Origin of the sequence: Mucilaginibacter sediminis, assembly GCF_051903035.1 — a bacterium.
Classification (GTDB): Bacteria; Bacteroidota; Bacteroidia; order Sphingobacteriales; family Sphingobacteriaceae; genus Mucilaginibacter.
This window is the reverse complement of sequence record NZ_CP170602.1, coordinates 6567062-6590155: the sequence shown is the minus strand read 5'-3', so window position 1 is coordinate 6590155 and position 23094 is coordinate 6567062. Positions and strand designations below refer to the sequence as shown.

20 protein-coding genes, 1 tRNA gene and 1 riboswitch are annotated in these 23094 nt (G+C 43.4%); of the genes, 15 read left to right on the top strand and 6 right to left on the bottom strand.

The window, feature by feature from the left end; translation table 11 throughout:
- The first annotated feature begins 15 nt into the window (after nucleotides 1–15).
- The 3 genes from ACFGVS_RS27395 to ACFGVS_RS27385 all read left to right on the top strand — a co-directional run bounded on the left by ACFGVS_RS27395 (nucleotide 16) and on the right by ACFGVS_RS27385 (nucleotide 2757).
- A complete protein-coding gene (locus ACFGVS_RS27395; protein WP_439696393.1) occupies nucleotides 16–948 on the top strand; it encodes a bestrophin family protein in 933 nt (310 codons plus the stop codon).
- Between the two features lie 216 nt (nucleotides 949–1164).
- The gene (locus tag ACFGVS_RS27390; RefSeq protein WP_439696392.1) at nucleotides 1165–1902 is read left to right on the top strand and encodes a peptidase; all 738 of its coding nucleotides are present in this window, start codon (nucleotides 1165–1167) and stop codon (nucleotides 1900–1902) included.
- Between the two features lie 3 nt (nucleotides 1903–1905).
- Complete coding sequence (locus tag ACFGVS_RS27385) at nucleotides 1906–2757, top strand: transglutaminase-like domain-containing protein (protein WP_439696391.1); 852 nt, start codon at nucleotides 1906–1908, stop codon at nucleotides 2755–2757.
- A 41-nt stretch (nucleotides 2758–2798) separates the two neighbouring features.
- On the opposite strand, the gene ACFGVS_RS27380 is transcribed toward ACFGVS_RS27385, so the two are convergent.
- Nucleotides 2799–3179, bottom strand: coding sequence for a transmembrane 220 family protein (locus tag ACFGVS_RS27380; protein WP_274209380.1), 381 nt, complete (start codon nucleotides 3177–3179; stop codon nucleotides 2799–2801).
- Nucleotides 3180–3450: 271 nt separating this feature from the next.
- Between ACFGVS_RS27380 and ACFGVS_RS27375 the strand changes: the two genes are divergently transcribed.
- Nucleotides 3451–4623 (top strand): ATP-binding protein, encoded by a 1173-nt coding sequence (locus ACFGVS_RS27375; RefSeq protein WP_439696390.1) that lies wholly within the window; start codon nucleotides 3451–3453, stop codon nucleotides 4621–4623.
- A gap of 172 nt (nucleotides 4624–4795) precedes the next feature.
- Complete coding sequence (locus tag ACFGVS_RS27370) at nucleotides 4796–6226, top strand: DUF3943 domain-containing protein (protein ID WP_439696389.1); 1431 nt, start codon at nucleotides 4796–4798, stop codon at nucleotides 6224–6226.
- A 91-nt stretch (nucleotides 6227–6317) separates the two neighbouring features.
- On the opposite strand, the gene ACFGVS_RS27365 is transcribed toward ACFGVS_RS27370, so the two are convergent.
- A tRNA-Cys gene (locus tag ACFGVS_RS27365) sits at nucleotides 6318–6388 on the bottom strand.
- 49 nt (nucleotides 6389–6437) lie between these two features.
- A riboswitch (SAM riboswitch) is annotated at nucleotides 6438–6548 on the bottom strand.
- 479 nt (nucleotides 6549–7027) lie between these two features.
- Here ACFGVS_RS27365 and ACFGVS_RS27360 point away from each other — a divergent pair.
- Genes ACFGVS_RS27360 through ACFGVS_RS27350 form a run of 3 tightly spaced genes read left to right on the top strand, consistent with a single transcriptional unit; the run spans nucleotide 7028 to nucleotide 9745 of the window.
- Entirely contained in the window at nucleotides 7028–7765 is a 738-nt protein-coding gene (locus ACFGVS_RS27360) for a (Fe-S)-binding protein (RefSeq protein WP_274209383.1), read from the top strand.
- A 1-nt stretch (nucleotide 7766) separates the two neighbouring features.
- The gene (locus ACFGVS_RS27355; protein WP_274209384.1) at nucleotides 7767–9152 is read left to right on the top strand and encodes a lactate utilization protein B; all 1386 of its coding nucleotides are present in this window, start codon (nucleotides 7767–7769) and stop codon (nucleotides 9150–9152) included.
- The gene (locus tag ACFGVS_RS27350) at nucleotides 9149–9745 is read left to right on the top strand and encodes a LutC/YkgG family protein (RefSeq protein WP_439696388.1); all 597 of its coding nucleotides are present in this window, start codon (nucleotides 9149–9151) and stop codon (nucleotides 9743–9745) included. Before ACFGVS_RS27355 ends, ACFGVS_RS27350 begins: the two co-directional genes overlap by 4 nt.
- 267 nt (nucleotides 9746–10012) lie before the next feature.
- On the opposite strand, the gene ACFGVS_RS27345 is transcribed toward ACFGVS_RS27350, so the two are convergent.
- A complete protein-coding gene (locus ACFGVS_RS27345; protein WP_439696387.1) occupies nucleotides 10013–10486 on the bottom strand; it encodes a rhodanese-like domain-containing protein in 474 nt (157 codons plus the stop codon).
- A 54-nt stretch (nucleotides 10487–10540) separates the two neighbouring features.
- Between ACFGVS_RS27345 and ACFGVS_RS27340 the strand changes: the two genes are divergently transcribed.
- From ACFGVS_RS27340 to ACFGVS_RS27320, 5 genes are all read left to right on the top strand, one after another.
- Nucleotides 10541–11158, top strand: coding sequence for a class I SAM-dependent methyltransferase (locus tag ACFGVS_RS27340; RefSeq protein ID WP_439696386.1), 618 nt, complete (start codon nucleotides 10541–10543; stop codon nucleotides 11156–11158).
- 113 nt (nucleotides 11159–11271) lie between these two features.
- Entirely contained in the window at nucleotides 11272–12012 is a 741-nt protein-coding gene (locus ACFGVS_RS27335; RefSeq protein ID WP_439696385.1) for an SDR family oxidoreductase, read from the top strand.
- A gap of 69 nt (nucleotides 12013–12081) precedes the next feature.
- On the top strand, nucleotides 12082–13623 hold the full coding sequence (locus ACFGVS_RS27330) for a DHA2 family efflux MFS transporter permease subunit (RefSeq protein ID WP_439696384.1): 1542 nt from the start codon (nucleotides 12082–12084) through the stop codon (nucleotides 13621–13623).
- A gap of 157 nt (nucleotides 13624–13780) precedes the next feature.
- Complete coding sequence (locus ACFGVS_RS27325; protein ID WP_274209389.1) at nucleotides 13781–14386, top strand: TetR/AcrR family transcriptional regulator; 606 nt, start codon at nucleotides 13781–13783, stop codon at nucleotides 14384–14386.
- A 164-nt stretch (nucleotides 14387–14550) separates the two neighbouring features.
- Entirely contained in the window at nucleotides 14551–14940 is a 390-nt protein-coding gene (locus tag ACFGVS_RS27320; RefSeq protein WP_274209390.1) for a response regulator, read from the top strand.
- A gap of 86 nt (nucleotides 14941–15026) precedes the next feature.
- Here the strand turns inward: ACFGVS_RS27320 and ACFGVS_RS27315 are convergent, their stop codons facing one another.
- The gene (locus tag ACFGVS_RS27315; protein WP_090652838.1) at nucleotides 15027–15323 is read right to left on the bottom strand and encodes a hypothetical protein; all 297 of its coding nucleotides are present in this window, start codon (nucleotides 15321–15323) and stop codon (nucleotides 15027–15029) included.
- An 86-nt stretch (nucleotides 15324–15409) separates the two neighbouring features.
- Entirely contained in the window at nucleotides 15410–16087 is a 678-nt protein-coding gene (locus ACFGVS_RS27310; RefSeq protein ID WP_274209392.1) for a pseudouridine synthase, read from the bottom strand.
- Nucleotides 16088–16430: 343 nt separating this feature from the next.
- Between ACFGVS_RS27310 and ACFGVS_RS27305 the strand changes: the two genes are divergently transcribed.
- Complete coding sequence (locus ACFGVS_RS27305; protein ID WP_439696383.1) at nucleotides 16431–17582, top strand: acyltransferase family protein; 1152 nt, start codon at nucleotides 16431–16433, stop codon at nucleotides 17580–17582.
- A gap of 203 nt (nucleotides 17583–17785) precedes the next feature.
- Here ACFGVS_RS27305 and ACFGVS_RS27300 read toward each other — a convergent pair whose 3' ends face one another.
- The gene (locus ACFGVS_RS27300) at nucleotides 17786–19720 is read right to left on the bottom strand and encodes a M13 family metallopeptidase (protein WP_439696382.1); all 1935 of its coding nucleotides are present in this window, start codon (nucleotides 19718–19720) and stop codon (nucleotides 17786–17788) included.
- A 640-nt stretch (nucleotides 19721–20360) separates the two neighbouring features.
- Here ACFGVS_RS27300 and ACFGVS_RS27295 point away from each other — a divergent pair.
- Nucleotides 20361–23054, top strand: coding sequence for a valine--tRNA ligase (locus ACFGVS_RS27295; RefSeq protein ID WP_439696381.1), 2694 nt, complete (start codon nucleotides 20361–20363; stop codon nucleotides 23052–23054).
- Nucleotides 23055–23094 lie beyond the last annotated feature (40 nt).

The following is a 23094-nucleotide window of genomic DNA, read 5'->3' as shown; positions in this document are numbered from 1 at the left end:
AAAATCTTACACCTTATGTTATTAAAAGAAAATATACCGGTAAGCTATGTATTTGGCAAAATAAAAAAGGAAGTTTTGATGGTGGCGGTTTACGCAATTACTGTCTATTGTATTCACCAATACTATAACTTCAAAGATGTTTCGATACCACTAACAGTGCCTACCATCCTCGGAACCATTATATCGCTGCTGCTGGCCTTTCGGTCAAACCAGGCTTATGACCGGTGGTGGGAGGCCCGCATCCTTTGGGGAGGTATCGTAAATGATTGCCGCACCTTTGCACGCCAAATTTTAACTTTTGTGGATAGCAGTCATGATGGCGAGCAAAAGTGGGCGTTAAAAGAGCGCATCATCCGCAGGCAAATGGCCTGGTGCTATAGCTTAAGCTGCCATCTGCGCGGCCAAAACGCAAAGGATAACCTGGAGGCCTACCTAACCGACGATGATGTAAAAAACATCAAAAAGCTTGACCATATTCCGCTTGCAATAAACGAGCTGCAGGGTCATGACCTGCGCACACTGTATAAACTGGGCTGGATAAATGAGTACCAGCAAGTGACCCTTGATAACACACTAACCAACTTTATGAATTTGATGGGTGGCTGCGAGCGTATCAAGAATACCGTTTTTCCGGTTACTTATAGCGTATATATTCACTGGCTGGTTATGTTTTTTGTGCTGTTATTGCCTTTTAGCCTGATGGAGTTTTTCGGAATTTTCCAGGTACCGCTGGTAATAGCCATATCCTCGGCCTTTTTCCTGATCGAAAAAATGGCCATCCACCTGCAGGATCCATTTGAAAACAAACCAACAGATACCCCCACAACAACCATCAGCCGCACCATCGAAAAAAACCTGAAACAAATGATGAAGGATGAGTTACCTCATGACATCGACGCTGTCATCGGCAAACAACCACAAAAGCAGACTCAGTTTTACATACTTTAAAAAGAATCAAAAGTTAAGACTTTTTTCTGTTCCGTGATGCCGCCGGATTCCAAAAGGAAACGGCGGCTTTTTTGTGTTGAACGTCAAAAAAGGTCTTGATACTTGATACTAACTACTTGATACTTTTTAAACGTCTTGCCTCTTGATTCTATTTTCCCCGATTCTTTTCGCTACTTTGGCTATCTTAAATTTTGAAAAAAATCGCACTGTATAAAAATGACTTATTGCCTCGGAATTAAGGTTAAGGAGGGTTTATTGGCTATTGCCGATACCCGAATAACCTCTGGTACAGATACCACTGTAAAAAAGAAGATCACCATTGAACAAAAAGATCATTTTTCGCTTTTTATCATGACCAGCGGTTTACGGTCGGCCAGGGACAAGGCCATTGTTTATTTTAACGAATTACTGGAAACCAAGGAGTTTAACAAAATGTACAAAGCTGTAAACGCCTTTGGCGAGCAGGTGAAACGGGTAATTGCCGAAGACAAGGCGTCGTTAGAAGCCGCAGGCTTCCGGTTTGACCTGAACACCATTATAGGCGGGCAGCTAAAAGACGACGACGAGCACAAGCTTTTTTTGCTGTACCCCGAAGGCAACTGGGTTGAACTTGGGCAGGGCGCACCTTATGTAGTTATAGGCAATTCGGGCCATGGCAAAGCAATATTAAACCGCATCCTTACCGAAGACAGCAGCCTGAAACTGGCCCTCAAAACAGGCTTTCTTTCGTTCGATTCAACAAGGGTAAGCTCCAATAATGTGGATTTCCCGATTGATGTAGCTGTTTATAAAAAGGATAGCTTCGATATTATTCAACAGCGATACGAAAAGAAAGACCTGGAATATATATCGGCCCAGTGGGCCGAAGAATTAAAACTGGCTTTAGAACATATATCTGAAGACTGGATGGATACGACCTTTAACAAATTAGAAGAAATTAAAACCGAAAGCTGATCAATGAAATTCAATGTGTTTACCCAAATGGAATATGTAGTACGGGCGCCGGGCACATTGATATTAAATATACATGCATTACGTACACCCAACCAAACCGTACTGAATGAGGATTTTACGGTTGACCCTTACGTTAAAATTGAAGAGATTATATCTGCCCAGGGAGAAAACCGGCTGATGCGCTTCGAGGTATACCAGCCGGGAACTATTAAAGTTACATACAACGCGCTGGTTGACAATTTTTACGAGCTTACCGATTATTCGCAGCAACAGGAAACGTTGGTAGCCCAGCTCGACTCATCGGTGCTACCCTATTTAAACCCAAGCCGTTATTGCCAGTCGGATAAATTGTACCGGCTGTCGCACAACCTGTTTGGCCACATTACCAACCCATTTGAAAAAGTGGTTACCCTTACCGATTGGATTCACAACAATGTACAGTATTTAAGCGGGTACAGCAATTCGCAAACATCGGCATTTGATACCGTTACGGAGCAGGTTGGCGTTTGCCGCGATTTTGCTCACCTGGGTATTGCCCTTTGCCGCGCCTTAACTATTCCGGCGCGCTATTTTACGGGCTATGCCTACCACTTATACCCCGCCGATTTTCATGCCTGTTTTGAGGCTTACCTTGGCGGCAAATGGATTCTTTTTGACGCCACCAAACTGGTGCCCTTAAACGGCCTTATAAAAATAGCCACCGGTCGTGATGCTGCCGACACAGCCATAGCCAATATTTTTGGCGATGTAACCTTTACCACCATGCAGGTAAGCTGCGAACTTGCCCCGGATGAGCATAATTTTGAGCCGGTGTATTATATACATGGCGGGTATAACGGATTATCGTATTTATAGCCGCTCTATTTGGAAGTTGTACTGATTGAAGCGCATCAATACTATGCTTTCTTTTTCAACCTGTTCCCATAAACCCAGTTGATGCCTAATACGGCAACGCATATCAACAAACCAAAAAATTCGCGGGTTTCTTCAATCCAGGGTTTTTCGGCCTTCATACTTTCTACCAGGCTTTCGGAGTGGTGCTTGGTAAACCAGTCTATCAGGCCATTGGCGTCAAATATTTTATAAGTAGCATAAGCCAGGTAAATAAATATACCAACTGCATACCAAACCGGGTAAAACTGTTTTCGCGAAGCCTTAAAGCAAAACCATGCGCTGTAAAGGTAAATAGGTACCCAAATGTAAGGGTCGGGGTCATTATATTGCAGGGCTGCAAAAATGACAAACAGCACAACAAATACGATGTTGAAAATTTTCATTGTTTAAATGGATATTGGTTTTGATTGGGCTTAATGCAGGTTAAGCGCTTAAAGATAATATATTCAGCAAAACAAAGATGATTCTATTTAAAAAGAAACTAAGCTTGATGCGCCAACCATATAATAACAAAATGCGATCTTAAATACCATGATTCATTTTATGTAAATTGTAAGTTGATCCTATGTATTTTGTAAGTAATGCTTATGTAAATTGTAAGTTCACATCATGTATATTGTAAGCATTTAAGTAATTTTGTTAAATTTCATCGAGATGAGTAAATTTATACAACGGCAAATTGCGCCTATAATAGAGGCTCAAAAAAGCAAATTTCCCGTATTGGCTATTACCGGCCCAAGGCAATCTGGTAAAACTACCTTGCTGAAAGAGATTTTTAGTGATTATAGCTATGTAAGTCTCGAAAATCCAAACACACGATCCTTTGCTATGGATGATCCGATCGGTTTTTTGAACCGTTACGATCATAAAGTCATTTTAGACGAAGTACAACGAGTGCCGGCATTATTTTCATACATCCAGGGCAGGGTTGATGAATCTAAAATGATGGGGCAGTATATATTATCCGGCTCACAAAATTTCCATTTGTTAAATAATATCACTCAAACGCTGGCGGGCAGGGTTGCATTGTTTAAATTACTACCTTTTGATTTTACTGAATTAAAACAAGCTGCCTTATTAGCAAGTTCTTATGCGCCGGCCAGTATTAAGGGGTTTTACCCGGCTATATTTGACAGGGATATTGATCCGGTTGTATTTTATGCTAATTATATTCAAACATATCTTGAAAAGGATGTAACAGAATTAATGAATATAAAGGATCTTAAGCAATTTCGTATCTTTTTAGGTTTGTGTGCCGGGCGGGCGGGCCAGTTACTCAATTTCAGTGCTTTGGCTAATGAATGCAACATATCGCATAATACCGCGAAAGCCTGGTTGTCGATACTTGAAAGTAGCTATATTGTTTTTCTTTTACAGCCCTATCATCAAAACTTCAATAAACGTTTAGTTAAAAGCCCCAAATTGTATTTTTATGATACAGGCCTGTTAAATCATTTACTGGGAATAAGAACTGCCGAAGAACTTGACGAAAACCGGCTAAAAGGGAACATATTTGAAAATATGATCCTGGCCGAGTATCAAAAACAAAACCATCATTTATATCTGCATAAAGATTATTATTTCTGGCAGGACAGCAATGCCCATGAAGTCGACCTGTTGATGAAAAAAGCACAAGGCTTCTCAATTTTTGAAATCAAAGCAACACAAACTGTAAGCAATGCACTATTTAAAGAGATGGATAGGTTTGAGGAGATTGCCGCTCCTGAAAAAGTAAATAAAACGTTGATTTATGGTGGCGCCGAAAATGAAAAAAGAACAAGATACGACGTTGTTAGCTGGCAAAATGTACCTGATTTTATGGGTTAATATAAAGTCGCACCCAGTGATTCCGCTGGTCACACGCCAGTGTCAACGGCTCTTAACTTCCATCTCCTAAATTTTAAAACAAACATTTAACATTATTATAACATCAATTAAAACAATTTCATTACTTAAGCGCTTTTGGGTAATAGTTTTTGCACCTCCTGATATTCTTAATATGAGCTTAGCTGATCTTTACCCTTCAAAAAAAATAATATTAATCAGCTTTATATTTTTCTGTACCGCTTTCAAGGTTTTTGCCCAAAACAATATATTCGATCAAAAGCCCGAGGTGAAACTACGCTATTACCGGGATGTTCGGGATACCTCGGTAAAACGCAGGTTTGGCCGCGCTGCAGCCGAATTGGGTATAGCCGAAATTACGCCCTGGATTTTTGACCGATATGTAGCCAACAAGGATTATGCCCGTATAAACTGGAAAAGCGTTAGCCACAACCTTAACCCTGGCAACTGGGAGTTTGATAACGATCCTTTTCAAACTAATCAGTTTGGACACCCTTATCATGGCAGTTTGTTTTATAGCGCGTTCCGAAGCAATGGCTTTAGCTTCTGGCAGTCTGTACCGGCTACCATGGCGGGTAGCTACCTTTGGGAAACCTTTGCCGAAAACCAGGCACCCTCTCCAAACGATTTTATAAATACCAGTTTTGGCGGTATCGTGCTGGGCGAGATGACTTTTCGCCTATCAAGCCGCATAGTAAACAACCGCCAGCGGGGTTTTAAAAGGCAGGCCAGCGAAGTAGCCGGATTAATAATTAACCCCATGCGCGGACTAAACCGCATTTTAGACGGTACCTGGGGCAAGGTTTATGGCAATAGTACCGAGCGCGACTCATCAAAAATAGGCGCAGAGTTTGACCTCGGAGGGCGGATATTTAATTCCCAATCGGTGAGCCCGTTTAAGCATGGTCGCTTTGGCTGGTTCGGCAGGGCAGCATTATTATATGGTGTACCAAATGAAGGCTTCAGGAAACCCTTCAGTAATATATCTATAACTGCCGAATTTGGTAAAGACGATAGCAGCTCGGTTAACGTGATAAGCGTGTATGGATCACTTACCGGCTGGGACGTTTCTGCGGTTGACCAGGATAAAATAGAGCACCTGGTAATACTATCTGCAAATTATGACTATATCCGCAACCAGGCTTTTTTCTATGGGGCGCAAAGCGTAAAATTCAATCTATTCTCAGAGCTTAAACTAACACACGGCATAAAAATAACCGGCAATCTTGGGGCTGGCCCAATACTTTTGGCTGCCGTACCTGATCAATACACGTACAATAGCCGTAATTATGATTACGGACCAGGCTTCTCTGTTAACGGTGGCGGGACAATAAGGTTATTAAACAGGTTATCATACAGCGCAAATTACCGGGGAGGCTGGATGATAACCATAGACGGTAATAAATCGCATTATTTTTTGCACACCTTTAGTAACGAAGTAAACTACATGTTTATTAAAGGACTTTCCATAGCTGCCGAATCGGGTTATTTCCGGCTGGAAGGAAACTACCATGATTATCCTGATGTGAATAAGAAATATCCTTACCTCAGGATCTCGACAAGATATACGATAGGGAATTTGTGAAGAAGCTAAAAGCAGAAAGCTTAAGGCTTAAAGCCTGACAACGCGCCAAAAAAGCTTTGTGCTTTACGCCTTTAGCTTTCAGCTAAAATAGACGTCGCGGGCAGATTCGAACTGCCGTTTAGGGTTTTGCAGACCCCCACCTATCCTCTCGGTCACGCGACTTAAAAAAACTATAAAATCACTTATTAGATTGGCAGGGGGCGAAGATGGTATGTTATCTTTCTCCGTTGAATGGAGCAGGAATTAGCACCTTTTACATTATGCGGATGTATAGGTTGCTAAGACGTCTTTGGGCCTTTCCCTCAGTCTTTCTTGATAAGTTAAAATAAAGAACGATTTGTCTGTTTTGACAATGCAAACATAAAACATTATTTATATAAATCCTATAGAAATAGTAGAATATTTTTTATCAATCCATTATCTCTCTAAAAATCAGCAATATAAATAACAAATACTCCCGCGAGCTTCCAGCTCGTGGGCCGAATGATTTCAGCTTTCAGCTGAACTAAGTCAAGAGAATTTAAACCCGGAGATACTCACGAGTAATGCTAACCTAATCTCACAGGTGTTGAATTTCTGCCTTAACCCCCGTCATTCACTTTTCTTCCATCTGATGGATTATTCCACTACCCAAACAAGCCAATCTCCTGTATCCTTTTGCAAAAAAAACTGAATAACAGTTGCCTGTTATAACTGTATTTTGGGTACCTTAATATACAACTATACTTTGCAGATACATAAGGATAGTTATGCAAATGATAAGCGCTAATATTGCTTTAACCAATTGAAATAAACACAAAAATGAAGGTAGCTTTATTTGTTCCCTGCTATGTAGACCAATTTTATCCACAGGCTGCCGTTGCAACCCTGGAATTGCTGGAGAAGCTGGGTTGCGAAGTTCATTACCCTAAAAATCAAACCTGTTGCGGGCAGCCTATGGCCAATAGCGGCTATGAGCACCTTACCGGCGGCTGCAATAATTTATTCATCGATAATTTTGCCGGTTACGATTATATCGTATGCCCATCCGGCAGTTGCACGCTGCATATTAAAGAACATTTGCATTCTCACGAAAACGAAGATAAAGCTATCGAAATCCGTAAACGTATTTTTGAACTTACCGAGTTTTTGGTAGATATATTACAGGTAAAAAGCCTCAAAGCCAGCTTCCCCTACAAAGTAGGTATGCACCAAAGCTGCCATGGCTTGCGCGGTTTACGCATTTCGCAAATGACCGAACTGGTGGCCCCGCCGTTTAGCAAACCAGCTCAATTGCTGGGCCTGGTTAAAGGCCTGGAACTGGTACCCTTAAGCCGGGCCGATGATTGTTGCGGCTTTGGCGGTACCTTTTGCGTGGTAGAAGAAGCTGTGTCATCCAAAATGGGTAAAGACCGTGTGGACGACCATATTGAACATGGGGCACAATACATCACCTCGGCCGATTTAAGCTGCCTGATGCACCTGGAAGGCATCCTGCGCCGCCAAAACAGCAGTGTTAAAGTAATTCATGTTGCCGAAATTTTAAACCACAGTATCTAATATGAGCAGCACCGCAACAAAAGATCACCCGCAATTGGCCGCCATATTTAACCGCGACGAACCACGGGTTGACTGGCACGACGAAACCCTGTGGTGGGTTCGCGCCAAACGCGATATTGCCGCACATAAACTACCCGAGTGGGAACTGCTGCGCGAAACTGCCTCGCAAATTAAAAACAACGTACTATCAAACCTGAGCACTTACCTGGAGCAGTTTGAGGCCAATGCCATTAACAATGGGATAATAGTACATTGGGCAGCTAATGCCGAAGAGCATAATAAAATTATTTACACCCTGTTGGAGAAACGCGGCATCAGCCGTATGGTAAAAAGCAAATCGATGCTTACCGAGGAGTGTCACCTTAATGAATACCTGTTAAAACAGGGCATAGATGTTATCGACTCCGACCTGGGCGAACGCATTGTTCAGTTAGCCGGCGAGCCGCCAAGCCATATTGTACTGCCTTGCATCCACAAGAAAAAGGAAGAAATAGGCGACATTTTTCACGAGCATTTAGGCTCGGCCAAAGGCGAATCAGATCCTAAAATATTAACCGAAACGGCCCGCCAGCACCTTCGCGAAGTATTCCTCACCCGCCGCGCGGCCCTTACCGGCGTTAACTTTGCCATTGCCGAAACTGGCGAGTTTGTGATATGTACCAACGAGGGCAATGCCGATATGGGCGCCCACCTGGCCGAAATTCATATTGCATCCATGGGTATCGAAAAGATAATCCCGGAGCGTAAACACCTTGGTGTATTTTTGCGCCTGCTTACCCGTAGCGCCACAGGGCAGCCTATTACCACCTACTCCAGCCATTTCAGCAAACCGCAGGATGGTAAAGAAATACATGTTGTGATAGTTGATAACGGCCGCAGCATCCAGCTGGGCCGCGAGGATTTTCGCAATTCGTTAAAATGTATTCGTTGCGGGGCCTGTATGAATACCTGCCCTGTATACCGCAAAAGCGGCGGCCACAGTTACCATACCGCGGTTGCCGGCCCCATAGGCAGCATCCTGGCGCCCAACCTCGATATGGAAAAATATGCCGACCTGCCTTTTGCCTCAACCCTGTGCGGATCGTGCAGTAACGTATGCCCCGTTAAAATTGATATTCACGACCAGCTATACAAATGGCGGCAGGTAATTGTTAAGGCAGGCTATACGCCCAAAGCAAAAACTTTAGCCATGAAAGGTATGGCTTTTACCCTATCCTCGCCGATGATCTATCGGGCGGCAGGCAAAATGGGGCGCTTTACGTTTAAATATGCACCCTTTGCGGTTAATAATGGCGCAAACCCATGGTACAAACACCGCGAAATGCCCAAAGCACCAGAACAATCATTTGGCGAATGGTATGCCAAAAGAAAGGAAAACAAGAAATGAGCAGCCGCGAAAACATATTAGCAGCCGTAAAAGCCAACCAGTTTAGCCAGGCAGATTTGCCCGGCCTTGAGGTTTTAAACACCCTGACGGCCACCAACGACGACCTGGTTGAAAAATACAAAACCATCGGCAGCGCCGGGGGCAGTTTTGTGTACGAAGTAGCCGGCTACGAGGCCATCCAAAACATTCTTCACAAAGAGTTTAAACCGGGTGTAAAAATCATATCAGGCATTAAAGAATTAAGCGAATACACCTATGTTGCCGATGTAAAAAACGAATTATCTCACAGTTTTGCCGATGTGGAGTTATGCATCCTCTGGTCGGGCCTCGGCGTTGCAGAAAACGGGGCATTATGGCTCACAGAGGAGGATATGACCGTCAGGGTGCTGCCCTTTATTGCCCAGCACCTGGCCGTAGTAATCAGTAAAACTAATTTGGTGCCTACCATGGCGCAGGCTTATGAAAAAATTGGCGGGGCCGCATATGGCTATGGTGCTTTTATCTCTGGCCCATCAAAAACCGCCGATATTGAACAATCATTGGTTATTGGCGCGCATGGCCCAAGGAGTTTGTCGGTGTTTATACTTCCTTAGCCCCTTAATTCCTGGTTATATATTTTTAATTAAGCCTGCCGGTTGATTGACGGCAGGCTTTTTTAATGGCTACGTCTTGAGTCTAACTTCTTGATTCTTTTCCCGGGCGTTGCCTGCGGCCGGGCTCTTTGCTCATACCGCACAGGCCTTATTCACAGGCCGGTATCCGCGACGATCCCTAACGCAAAATTGTCTGAACCGGGATTCGTCGGATTAAGGGATGATTGGATTTTTAATTTCACATAATGCCCACTCACTACTCACTATTCACTTCCCTGCCAACGGAAACCCTTTATCAACCCAGTTGGTTTTCAAATTGGTGGCCAGGTTAAGCAGCTTCACATCAGTAAACCCCAATTTTTGCAATTCGGAAAAAGCCGGGCGAATGTTAGGGCATTTAACAAATGGGCAGCATCCGCAGTAAATAACTATCGCAGTATTTTTGGATAAATTAGCAACAGCCGTTCTTAACTTTTCCAGGTTTTCGGGTTTGTTTACCGCACCAATATGGGTAGCGCCTTTAATATCTTCTACAGCACCGATGTTAAAGATAACGGGGACTGTTGTACCTGTTTTTATGTTAGCAACTAAGGCAGCCGGTTCCAGTAATTGACTTTCTGTCCAGTGGTTAGTAACGCCTAACGTGGGCATAGTCATCGGCGAGGTTTGCGCCCTGGTGTTTGTAGTTAATAAAACTACAAAAATCAAGCTTAGCAAAGTTCCAAAATATTTATTTTTCATGTTCCGGGTGTTTATCAGCAACTTCGTTTGCTCAAATATGAACATTAATTATCTATGGAAGAAGATAAAAAAGAACATTGGGAACGGATATATCACACCAAAAATGCCGGCCAGGTAAGCTGGACGCAAGCCGTACCGCAAACCTCGCTTAATTTTATTCGTGGCTTCGATTTAGCAAAAACCGACAAGATAATCGACATCGGCGGCGGCGACAGCAAACTGGTTGATTTCCTGCTACAAGAGGGTTACACCAACATTACCGTTTTGGATATCTCCGAAACAGCCTTAGCCAAAGCAAAGGTAAGGCTTGGTGAAAAAAGCAGCCTGGTTACCTGGATAGTTTGCGATGTTACCACTTTTGAACCCACAGAAACCTACACTCTTTGGCATGACCGCGCGGCCTTCCATTTCCTGACAACGCAGGATCAAATTACCAGTTACTTAAATATTGCCGCAAAAGCAATCAGCAATTATTTAGTTATCGGAACATTTTCTGAAAACGGGCCCGAAAAATGCAGCGGCTTAGCCATTAAACAATACACAGAACAAGAGTTGCAAACCGCATTTGACGAACATTTTGAAAAGCTAAGCTGTATCACCGAAGATCATACCACTCCCTTTGCAACGAAACAAAACTTCCTGTTTTGCAGCTTTAAAAAGCGTAAGGCATAATCGCTAAAAAAGCCACCTGATAATGATGACACAAGGATGAAGATTGCCTATTGTTAAAATATACCGATTGGTATATTTTTGTATCGTTGAATTTAATCACACAACGCAAAACAATGAAAACTTCAAAAAACACCATACTCATTACCGGCGGCAGTGCCGGCATAGGTTTTGAGTTAGCAAAAAAATTATCAGCAGATAACCATGTTATCATCATTGGCCGTAACCAGGCCCGCTTACAAAAAGCTGCGGCCCAACTACCAAATGTGAGCGCCATAACCGCAGATGTATCCAACGCTGAAGATGTAGAAAAACTGGTAACAAAACTAACTGCCGATTTCCCCGAACTGAACATCGTGATCAATAACGCAGGCGCTGCAAACCTGAACAACCTGCTTACCGATACCGATACCTTTGAAAAAGCCGGTGAAGAAATGCTGACTAACTACCTGTCCGTTATCCGCCTGAACGAAAAGCTGCTGCCATCACTTAAAAAACAAAATGAGGCAGCTATTGTAAACGTATCTTCAATAGTAGCGTTTGCGCCAAGCACCAAACTGGCTACTTATGGCGCCACAAAAGCTGCGTTACATGCATACACCAGGGCTTTGAGATTAGCATTGGCCGAAACCGGCATAAAAGTTTTTGAGCTGATGCCTCCACTGGTTGATACTGAATTCTCTGCCGAAATTGGTGGTAAAAATGGCATCCCCCCTGCCCAGGTTGCCGACGAGTTTTTAGCCGGTTTACAAAGCGATACCTACGAGATTCGCGTTGCCGGTACCGAACAATTTTACAGGCTTTACCTATCCAACCCGGATGAGGCTTTAAGGGTGATAAATTTACCAAGGGAATAATAGCTAAATAAAAAAATTTAACATAAATTATACCGATTGGTATAATTTATGTTATTTACACAATTCGCTATGAAAAGAAGCATCCTCATCATCACTGTTATTACCGCGGCCATGATGGAGCTCATTGATACCTCGATAGTCAATGTAGCCTTATCGCACATGAGTGGTAATTTGGGATCAACGCTGGAAGATACCTCCTGGGTTATAACCGCTTACGCCATTGCCAATATTATCGTAATACCCATGACCAGCTTTTTAGCTACCAAACTTGGCAGGCGCAATTACTATATAGGCTCTATTATCGCTTTTACCTTTTTTTCGGCCATGTGCGGACTGGCGTCAAATATCTGGACATTGGTACTGTTCCGTTTTTTACAAGGCATTGGCGGCGGCGCGCTGTTATCGGTATCGCAGGCAATAGTTTTTGAGGTGTATGGCAAAGCCCGCGCGGGTATTGCCAGCGCCTTATTTGGTGTAGGTGTGTTTTTAGGCCCAACCATTGGCCCAACCCTTGGCGGTTTCATCACCGAAAACTACTCCTGGCCCTGGATATTTTTTATCAATATCCCAATAGGCATCGCTGTTGCGGTATCCAGCATTTTACTGGTTACCGAACCCGAAGTAAAAGTAACACCAAGGGCCGTCGACTGGTGGGGCATCCTTTTATTGGTTATAGGTGTGGGCTCGCTCCAAACCGTGCTGGAACGCGGCGAAACCGACGATTGGTTTTCTGCAGGTTATATCGTAGCATTAACCGTTATTGCCGTATTCAGTATCCTCACTTTTATCTGGTGGGAGCTTACCATCCCCAACCCGGTTATTGATTTGCGGGTACTTAAAAGCAAATCGCTGGCAGTTGCCGCAATACTTACCGCAGTAACAGGTGTGGGCCTGTTTACATCGGTGTTTTTAACACCTGTGCTGGCACAGCGGGTACTACTATTCCCGCCTACTATAACGGGGCTTACCTTGCTTCCGGGCGCTATATTAGCCATTTTTGGCCTGTTGTTTTCGGCAACCTTGCTTAAACGGGGCGTATCGCCATTAATAATTATCATCATCGGCTTTGTGTTGTTTATAATTTTCAGCTTCCTGATGTCGGGCTTAAACCTGGAAGCAACACCCGGAAACCTCGCCAGGATACTTATATTCAGGGCTTTGGGGTTAGCTTTTTTAACCGTTCCGCTTACGGCATTGGCAGTATCAGGGTTGGATGCCAAAGATGTTCCGCAGGGATCGGCATTAAACAATATGATGCGGCAGCTTGGCGGCTCGTTCGGTATCGCTATGATCAATACTTATGTGGCCCATCGCTTTGGATCGCACCGTAACGATCTTATCTCTAACATCAGCATATACAATCCGCAGGCTACACAGCGCATCAATGGCCTAACCCAATACTTTGCAGGCAAAAGCGGCACGCTAATAGAAGCACAGCATAAAGCGATGGCAGTGGTAAATAACGGGATAGACAGGCAATCATTCCTGATGAGCTACCTGGATGCCTATATTTTTGTAGGGTTGTTGTTTGTATTGGCTATGCCTTTATTGCTACTGGTGCTCGATCGTAAAAAGCAGGCTGGCCCGGTAGTTTTGGTAAGCGATCATTAATCGGGATTATGTAGAAGCTGAAGGCAGAAGGCTAAAAGCTGACATTGATTTTCTATTCGACAAAAGCAACATATGTAAAATTAATTATAGATTTTATATAAAAATAACATAGTTCAAAAATTCCCACAATTCAAATACCAACCGGTATATTTACATCATGGAAAAGGAATTATCAAAAGCCGAACGCACCCGCAGGTTCATTGTAGAAACCACCGCGCCCATCTTCAATAAAAAAGGATATGCCGGTACGTCGCTGTCTGATTTGACGGATGCTACCGGCCTTACCAAAGGGAGCATTTACGGAAACTTTGCCAATAAAGAGGAAGTTGCGGCAGCAGCATTTGATCATAACTCGGCTATCCTGAGAAAACAGATCCAGGACCGCATTCAAAAAGCCGGCACTTATTACGATAAGCTGCTGGTTTACGCCCAGGTATATCACAGCTTTACCAGGGCTACATTCCCGGCAGGCGGCTGCCCTATTTTGAATACTGCCGTTGATGCCGACGACACCAACCCTTTATTAAAAGATAAGGCCGCGCAGGCAGTGCTCCGCTGGAAAAAATCGATAGAAAACCTGATACAAGCGGGTATTGATGCGGGCGAGTTTAAGCCCGATGCAGATTTAAGCGGCACCGCCCTATCTATGATAGCGCTTATTGAAGGCGGCATTATGATAGCCAAGGTTACCAACACCCCCACAAGCCTGGATAGGGTATTGCAAACTGTAAACGCTTTAATAACCGCCCTTAAAGTAACCTAACCCTATTTGCCGCCGCACAATTGTAAAATTGTCGGCTTAATGTAAGAAGACTGTTACCAAAAAAAATATTTAGCTGTAATTCAAAACATTACAACAGCAGGTTGTAGCCACAAAAAACAAATTTTAAATCCGCTACGTTATCAAGAGTACCAATTATATAAAAAATGTCTAAAAAAATCTTGATACTCGATGATAGCGAAGATATCCTTGAGGTGATGAAAGACGTGCTCGAGATGGAGGGTTACGAGATTGAAATTTTAAATTATACGGCAGATATATGCAAATCGGTCATAACTTTTAATGCCGACCTGGTGATATTAGACTATATCCTTTTTGGCATAAACGGTGGCGAACTTTGCCATATGCTAAAAACCAACCCGCTCACGGCCCATATACCAGTAGTTATGGTTTCGGCTTACCCCCGGGTGCTGGAGTCATTGGGCAGCTATGGCTCTGATGCCTTTGTAGCCAAGCCCTTTAGCCTTGCCGACATTGTTAGTACGGTAAAAGCATGCCTGCTGAAGGCCGGAGATATTGAGCATAGCCTTAACTAAAAATGAGTCCTAAGTCTTAAGTTCTAAGTCTCAAATGTCATTTTTTGACTTAGAACTTAGAACTTCCGACTAAAAACTATCCGTAGTTACAATATGCTATGCTCGTCAAACGCCCTGTCTTCGGCGTTAGGCTCATGATAGTTTTTGATAAAACTTGCAATTTCTTCGGCTTGCAGGTGTGTAAGGTCGCCCATGCCGCTGTACTCCCACTGGTTCATGTTATCGTCAAAAACAATATCGCCCAAATCAACCATACCCTCGTTCAACCCAAAAACACCGGTAGCCTGGATGTGGCCCCCCGTTGTGGGCTCGGTTACCGGGTTTATGGTAATAAAGCGATCGCCATTTGATGTATATAATGTATAATCTACAGGCTTTGTCATGTTTAATGTATTTGCATTACCTACAAATCAAAGCCGCTTTTGTTTACTTTATTTAGCTAAAACGTTACCAGCATTTAGCTAAAACGTTACCAGCCCATTATTTCCATCACCCTTGCAAATTCGGGCTGAAAACCGGCATTTATAGTGATTTGCTGCCCGGTTACCGGGTGGTTAAATTGCAGGTGCGATGCGTGAAGCAGCATGGTGTTCATATCCCAGGTATCGGTAAAAAACTTATTCTGCTTGTTACAGCCATGCGTACGATCGCCGATAATGGGGTGAAAAATGTGGGCAAAATGTTTACGCAACTGGTGCATGCGCCCCGTGGTTGGTACAGCCTCAATCAGCGAGTACCTTGATGTGGGGTGTGCGCCAAAAGGCACATCAAGTTCGGCACGTTTAAGCGTGGTGTATGTTGTAAATGCATCCTGCAATGTTCCGTTCTCTTTGCGTAACGGATAATCAATATCCTCGGTATCAACGGTATGCCCGCGCACAATGGCCAGGTATTTTTTTTGCACCTTGTTATCCATAAAAGCTTGCTGCATGGCCACCTCTACCTGCTTATCCAGCGCAAAAAGTAAAATACCGCCTGTTTTCCTGTCTATCCGGTGTACCGGGTTAACCTTCTGCCCTATCTGATCGCGCAATATCTGCAACGCAAACTCCGTGGCCTCTGCCGCAATAGGCGACCGGTGTACCAGCAATCCATGCGGCTTATTAACAGCAATAAGGTATTCATCCCGATATACGATCTCTAACATCCGGCAAAGGTACTTTTTAGATTTGAGATGTGAGATTTGAGATTTGAGACTTAAAGCGGCAACGTATTTTGTCTGAACCCGGATTAAACAGATTTATCAGATTTTTTTGATTTTGATTAACTTGACGGCCATTTTATTCACAACTCACAACTCACAACTCACAACTCACAACTCACAACTCACAACTCACAACTCACAACTCACTCACTACTCACTACTCACTACTCACTACTCACTACTCACTACTCACTACTAAATTTTAAAAAGTCAACCATCTAAAAAAAATATTTTAATTAGTTTATTCTTTTTATATCTTTAGTTCATCACAATAAACCGTAAAACAATGACTGCCAAAGCAAAAACCGTTACAAGCGATACCGCGCCTGATAGTATCAACTCTGCTCCTACACGGCTTTTTTCATTAGATGCCTTGCGCGGGTTTGATATGTTTTGGATAATGGGTGGCGAAGAGATATTTCATACCATGGCCAAGGCCACCGGATCGCCTTTTTGGGGTTCCATCGCCAACCAGTTTACCCATCCCGACTGGAACGGTTTTCATTTATACGATCTGATCTTCCCGCTGTTCCTGTTCATGGCAGGTGTATCAACCCCATTTTCGGTGGGCCGCGAGCTGGAAAAAGGCAAAAGCAAGCAGCAACTGGTATTGCGTGTGATGAAAAGGGCACTGATATTAGTATTGCTGGGCCTGGTGGTAAACAACGGCCTAAATATTATGCCCATTAAAGATATCCGGTTTGCAAGCGTGCTTGGCCGCATAGGCATAGCCTACATGTTTGCCAATATTATTTACCTGTATAGCAGCGAGCGCATGCAAATGGTTTGGTTTTGGGTATTCATTATAGGCTATTGGCTGCTGTTAAAATTCACATCGGCCCCGGGCTATCCGCATGGCGATTTAACCATGCAGGGTAATTTTGCATCCTACATGGATAGGGTTATCCTGCCGGGAAAACTATATTTGGGCATTCATGATCCCGAAGGATTATTTTCAACCATCCCGGCCATTAGTACCGGGCTACTGGGCATCATTACCGGCACCATCCTGAAAAAAACGGGACTGGCGCAAATGAAAAAAGTAGCCATCCTTGCCATAGCCGGTGTTGCTTTCCTGATTATAGCCCAGGTTTGGAACCTCGATTTCCCTATCAACAAAAACCTGTGGACCAGTTCGTTTGTAATGCAGGTGGGCGGTTTAAGCTTATTGCTGATGGCTTTCTTTTACTATATTATTGATGTGCTGGGCTACCAAAAATGGTCGTTTTATTTTAGGGTGATAGGCATGAACTCCATCCTGATTTACGTATCGGGGCACTTCATCAAATGGAGTTATACCAACAACGGTTTCTTCGGCTGGATATGTCAGCTCATAGGCGATCCGTTTAACGCCGTAGCCATGGCCATTACCTTTGTGATGGTAAAATGGCTGTTTTTATATTATTTATATCAGAAGAAGACGTTTTTAAGGGTGTAATAAAAAGGCGCTAAGGGCTTGCCCCCCATTATATGTCCAATGTTATTAAGTTAGGAAAACGAACGTAATATCGAACAATGAATTTTGGATTTCCAACATCGAAATTTTTCTTTTATTATTTGATACAAGGCATTCGATGTTCGATATTCAAACGATCTTAACCAAGCCTGGCTGCCTTCTCTTGATACTTGCTGCTAAAATAGCTACCAGATCTCTGTCCTGTCTGCTGGTTTTTTGTACATTTTATTGCCAGGCTTAACGTTAAATGCTTTGTACCAGGCGCTAATGTTGGTTAAAGTAGCATTGGCACGGTGCGGATCGGGCGAGTGCGGATCGGTAAGAATACGTTGGGCTGCCGCCTCAGGGCGTTGCGAGCTGCGCCATATTTGCGCCCATGACAGGAAGAAGCGCTGATTGGGCGTAAAACCGTCTATCGTATTGCCTGATTGACCTTGCTTTGTTTTCAGAAAGGCTTCGTAGGCAATGCTTAAGCCGCCCAAATCGGCAATATTTTCGCCAAGGGTTAGTTTCCCGTTTATATGCAGACTATCCAGCACGGTGAGGTTGTTATATTGCATTACCAATTGATTGGCACGTACTTTAAATTTATCAGCGTCGCTTTTTGTCCACCAATCGCGCAGGTTACCATCGGCGTCATATTGGCGGCCTTTATCGTCGAACCCATGGGTCATTTCGTGGCCTATTAATGCGCCTATACCACCATAATTTATAGCATCATCGGCATTTAAATCAAAAAAGGGGAATTGCAGGATCCCTGCCGGGAAAACAATTTCATTATTGGTCTCGGTATAGTAAGCGTTCACGGCTGATGGCGTTAATCCCCAACGGGCTTTATCAACGGGTTTACCAAGGTGGCCGACCATAAAATTGTACCGCCATTTGTATATGCTCCGCATATTGCCCAGGTAGTCATTACGGTTTATTATTACACCGGCGTAAGTTTCCCATTTATCGGGGTACCCTATTTTTACGGTAAATGCATTCAATTTTTTAAGCGCGTGTTCCTTTGTTTCGGTGCTCATCCAATCCAGGCGCTTAATGCGGTCGCTCAGGGCCATTTTCATGTTGTTTACCAGTTCCAGCATGTATTGCCTGGCGGCCGGGCTAAAATATTTCTCTACATACAGTTGTCCTAACAATTCGCCAAGGGCTCCATCAACTGTATGGCTCGATTGCTCGTTCCGCGGCACATGTCTTTTTTCGCCGGTCAGCGCGCTGTTATAAGCAAAGTATGCCCGTACAAAAGGCGAGCTTAGGCTTAATGAGGCCCCTTTTAAAATATTCCATTTAAAAAACACCTTCCAGTTTTCAACCGGCACAGCCGCCAATAACGAATCGGCCACTTTGAAAAATGTGGGCTGCCCAACCAGGATACTGTCCTGCCCGGATGCTTTAAGCATTGGCAATAATTTGGTCCAGTTTAAATGCCGGGTAACTTTATTAAAATCTGCCACCAGGAATTTATTGCAAATAACATGCGGGTCGCGCATAGCCACACGGCTAAGCTGCGCTTTTGCCAAAGCCGTTTCAAGGTTATAAACTATTGTCGCATTTTTAACAGCTTCACCGGCATCACAGCCGCTTAACGTAAACACAGTTATCGCTAAAGTTTTTAAAGCGTCCCGGACATCCTTTGATCGCTGATCGTTTTTTAAATAATAATCCCTATCGGGTAATGCAGTACCTCCCTGGCCAAGGCGAACAATATATTTTGATGCATTTTTATCATCTTGATTAACCTCCAACCCAAACAGCTGTGCGAATATGCCGTTAACACGTTCAAAAGCAAGCTCATTGATAAGGTCGTCAAGGTTGTCGACTTTGTCAATGCGTTCCAGGTCGGGCTTAATGGGCGAATAGCCCAACTTTTCAATAGTGACGGTATCCATGCTGCTGGCGTAAAGGTCGCCAACGCGCTGTATAAGGCTGCCTTTAGGTGCAGTTACCGATTGCCTGCTTACTTCTTTCAATAATTCTATAAGCTTTTTGGCATTTTCCTGGCGCACAATAGCAAAGCTGCCCCAACGGTTTTCTTTGGCAGGTATCGGGTTATTTTTAATCCAGGCGCCGTTGGCGTATTCAAAAAAATCATCTCCGGCTTTAACGGACGTATCCATATTGGCAGGGTCGATAAACTTTACAGGAGCGGGGGGGGCTGCGCTTGTGTTTTGGTGGGTTTACTTTCCCGGTTACCTGGGCGTTTACAGATTGCCATAAGACTATCAGGAATATGAAACACCAGAACCTTAATTTCATAATTATTATTTGGAAATTAAAGGTAGTAAATTGCAGCAAAAATGCGCGAAACTATGGCCGCAACCGTTTAACGGTTAAACCAGTTTATTACAAAACCCAGCCTTGACCTTTTTAAAACATCGAGCCAAAAACGGTGTATATGCAGTGATTTCATGACTAATTAATGTTTGAGTAGTATTATAACTTTTTAATTGCAAAAATATTGTGACTGAAAGTTGATGGTTCATGGTTGATGGATCATAGTTCATGGATCATAGTTCATGGTTCATAGTGGAAAGGAGTTTTATAATCAGGGAGCAAACTAAATTCGTCGTTGCGACATTCGGCTACGAACTATCAGCTATAATCCAGGAACATAGTAAGAAGAAGTCTCGGCCATGAACTATCAACCATGATCCATGAACTAAACTATGATCCATGAACTAAACTATGATCCATGAACCAAACTATGATCCATGAACTATTTGCTATCAACCCCTAACAATCGTATTTTTGCGCGTTATGAGTATTGCTAAAACATATTTGCCTAAAGAAACCGAAGATAAATGGTACAGTTATTGGTTAAAGCACGATTTTTTTAAATCGGTGCCCGATGAGCGCGAACCTTATACTATAGTGATTCCGCCGCCAAACGTTACCGGGGTTTTGCATATGGGGCATATGCTAAACAATACCATTCAGGATGTATTGGTACGCCGCGCCCGCATGAAAGGCAAAAATGCCTGCTGGGTACCCGGAACAGATCATGCCAGTATTGCTACCGAAGCCAAAGTGGTGGCCATGCTTAAAGAGCGAGGCATCAGCAAAAAAGACCTTACCCGCCCCGAATTTTTAACTTACGCCTGGGAGTGGAAAGAAAAATACGGTGGTATCATTCTCGATCAGCTTAAAAAATTAGGCGCATCATGCGATTGGGGCCGTACCAAATTTACCATGGACCCCGAAATGTCTGAAGCGGTGATTGATACCTTTATTCACCTGTACAAAAAAGGCCTGATATACCGCGGTGTGCGCATGGTAAACTGGGACCCACAGGGAAAAACGGCGGTATCTGACGAGGAAGTTATCAGGAAAGAGGTTAATCAAAAGCTTTATTATATCAATTACGAAGTGGTATCGGAATTAGTTAGTAAGAATGCAAATCATGTAGCAACTCCTACTAATTATCTAACTATCGCTACCACTCGTCCTGAGACTATTATGGCAGATTCTGCCATTTGTATTAATCCAAATGATGAGAGATACACTTATCTTCATGGGAAGAGTGTCTATATACCTTTGATTCATAGAATTATTCCGGTTATACTGGACGAATATGTTACCATGGATTTTGGTACAGGTTGTTTAAAGGTAACCCCGGCGCATGATTTGAATGACTATGAGCTTGGCCAAAAACACAACCTGCCCGTTATTGATATTTTAAATGACGATGGTACGCTGAACGAAAAGGCGCAGATACTGGTAGGTGAAGACCGTTTTATAGCCCGTAAAAAAATAGCCGGTTTACTGGAGCAAGCTGGTGCTTTGGCCAAAGTGGAGGATTATAAATCACAAATCGGGTTCAGCGAACGTACTGATGCTGTTATCGAGCCCAAATTATCGATGCAATGGTTTTGCAAAATGAGCGAGATGGCCAAACCTGCATTGGATTATGTACTAAACGGCGAGATAAAACTGATCCCGGAAAAGTTTATAAACACCTATCGTCACTGGATGGAGAACGTAAGGGACTGGAACATCAGCCGCCAGTTGTGGTGGGGACAGCAAATCCCGGCATGGTACCTTCCAAACGGCGAATTTGTTATTGCCAAAAACATTGACGAAGCATTAGCCGAAGCAAAACTCAAAACTCAAAACTCAAAACTCACTACTGACGACCTACGCCAGGACCCCGATGTGGTTGATACCTGGTTTTCATCGTGGTTGTGGCCTATATCGGTATTCGATGGTTTTAAAGACCCTAATAATGCCGATATTAACTATTATTATCCAACTAATGACCTGGTAACCGCCCCCGAGATCCTGTTTTTCTGGGTAGCCAGGATGATTATGGCCGGCCATGAGTTTAGGGGAGAGTTACCTTTTAGAAACGTTTACCTTACTGGAATTGTAAGGGATAAGCTGGGTCGTAAAATGTCGAAGCAGTTGGGAAATTCGCCAGATCCTATTGATTTGATGAATGAATACGGCGCCGATGGCGTACGCGTTGGCATGCTGCTTTGCTCGCCTGCCGGCAACGACTTGATGTTTGACGTAAGTTATTGCGAACAGGGCCGTAATTTTGCTAATAAAATTTGGAATGCTTTTAAATTGCTAAAAGGCTGGGAGGTTGATGACAGCCGCGAAAACCCAAATACCATTGCCATTGAGTGGTTTGAGAGCCGTTTTAACCAGGCACTTGGCGAAATTGAAGATAATTTTACACAATACCGCTTGTCTGAGGCGCTAATGGCCACCTATAAACTTGTTTGGGACGATTTCTGTGCCTGGTACCTGGAGATGATAAAACCTCCTTATCACCACCCAGCCAACGCCGACCCCTACCAGGATCCTATTGATGGCGCAACGTACAAAGCTACAGTGAAATTCTTTGAGAATATATTGAAAGTGCTGCACCCCTTTATGCCATTCCTTACCGAGGAATTATGGCATGATGAAATATTTGGCGAACGCACCGAAAAAGACTGCTGTATTGTTGCCCAATTGCCAAACATTGGGGAAATAAATACACAACTACTTGAAGAAGTGGAGATAGTAAAAATTGTTCTTACGCAAATCAGGCACATTCGTAATAAAAATGAAATTTCGCCCAAAGAGGCGCTGAGCCTTTCATATAAATCAAACTCGGGCATAAATTACCTGCAGTACGCGGCCATTATAGCCAAACTGGGTAATATATGCGAGTTTGCATCTGTTGCCGATAAAGTTTCAGGTGCGGTTAATTTTATTGCTTCAACCGATGAGTTTTTTATTCCGCTAAGCCAGAAACTTGACCCGGTTGTGGAGTGCGCGAGGCTTGTAAAAGAGAAGGACTACCTTTTAGGTTTTCTGAAAGCGGTTAACGCGAAGCTTGGCAACGAGCGTTTTATGGCCAATGCCAAACCCGAAATTATTGAAATTGAGCAACGCAAAAAGGCCGATGCCGAAGCCAAATTGAGCATCATTGAACAAAACATGGTTGATTTGGCTTGCTAATTGCATGAACGAGAGGCTGCGAAATACAAAATGGAGGTAG

Coding starts and splice junctions, on each gene's coding strand:
- ACFGVS_RS27395 (WP_439696393.1), top strand. CDS start 16: ATGTTATTAAAAGAAAATATACCGGTAAGCTATGTATTTGGCAAAATA.
- ACFGVS_RS27390 (WP_439696392.1), top strand. CDS start 1,165: ATGACTTATTGCCTCGGAATTAAGGTTAAGGAGGGTTTATTGGCTATT.
- ACFGVS_RS27385 (WP_439696391.1), top strand. CDS start 1,906: ATGAAATTCAATGTGTTTACCCAAATGGAATATGTAGTACGGGCGCCG.
- ACFGVS_RS27380 (WP_274209380.1), bottom strand. CDS start 3,179: ATGAAAATTTTCAACATCGTATTTGTTGTGCTGTTTGTCATTTTTGCA.
- ACFGVS_RS27375 (WP_439696390.1), top strand. CDS start 3,451: ATGAGTAAATTTATACAACGGCAAATTGCGCCTATAATAGAGGCTCAA.
- ACFGVS_RS27370 (WP_439696389.1), top strand. CDS start 4,796: ATGAGCTTAGCTGATCTTTACCCTTCAAAAAAAATAATATTAATCAGC.
- ACFGVS_RS27360 (WP_274209383.1), top strand. CDS start 7,028: ATGAAGGTAGCTTTATTTGTTCCCTGCTATGTAGACCAATTTTATCCA.
- ACFGVS_RS27355 (WP_274209384.1), top strand. CDS start 7,767: ATGAGCAGCACCGCAACAAAAGATCACCCGCAATTGGCCGCCATATTT.
- ACFGVS_RS27350 (WP_439696388.1), top strand. CDS start 9,149: ATGAGCAGCCGCGAAAACATATTAGCAGCCGTAAAAGCCAACCAGTTT.
- ACFGVS_RS27345 (WP_439696387.1), bottom strand. CDS start 10,486: ATGAAAAATAAATATTTTGGAACTTTGCTAAGCTTGATTTTTGTAGTT.
- ACFGVS_RS27340 (WP_439696386.1), top strand. CDS start 10,541: ATGGAAGAAGATAAAAAAGAACATTGGGAACGGATATATCACACCAAA.
- ACFGVS_RS27335 (WP_439696385.1), top strand. CDS start 11,272: ATGAAAACTTCAAAAAACACCATACTCATTACCGGCGGCAGTGCCGGC.
- ACFGVS_RS27330 (WP_439696384.1), top strand. CDS start 12,082: ATGAAAAGAAGCATCCTCATCATCACTGTTATTACCGCGGCCATGATG.
- ACFGVS_RS27325 (WP_274209389.1), top strand. CDS start 13,781: ATGGAAAAGGAATTATCAAAAGCCGAACGCACCCGCAGGTTCATTGTA.
- ACFGVS_RS27320 (WP_274209390.1), top strand. CDS start 14,551: ATGTCTAAAAAAATCTTGATACTCGATGATAGCGAAGATATCCTTGAG.
- ACFGVS_RS27315 (WP_090652838.1), bottom strand. CDS start 15,323: ATGACAAAGCCTGTAGATTATACATTATATACATCAAATGGCGATCGC.
- ACFGVS_RS27310 (WP_274209392.1), bottom strand. CDS start 16,087: ATGTTAGAGATCGTATATCGGGATGAATACCTTATTGCTGTTAATAAG.
- ACFGVS_RS27305 (WP_439696383.1), top strand. CDS start 16,431: ATGACTGCCAAAGCAAAAACCGTTACAAGCGATACCGCGCCTGATAGT.
- ACFGVS_RS27300 (WP_439696382.1), bottom strand. CDS start 19,720: ATGGATACGTCCGTTAAAGCCGGAGATGATTTTTTTGAATACGCCAAC.
- ACFGVS_RS27295 (WP_439696381.1), top strand. CDS start 20,361: ATGAGTATTGCTAAAACATATTTGCCTAAAGAAACCGAAGATAAATGG.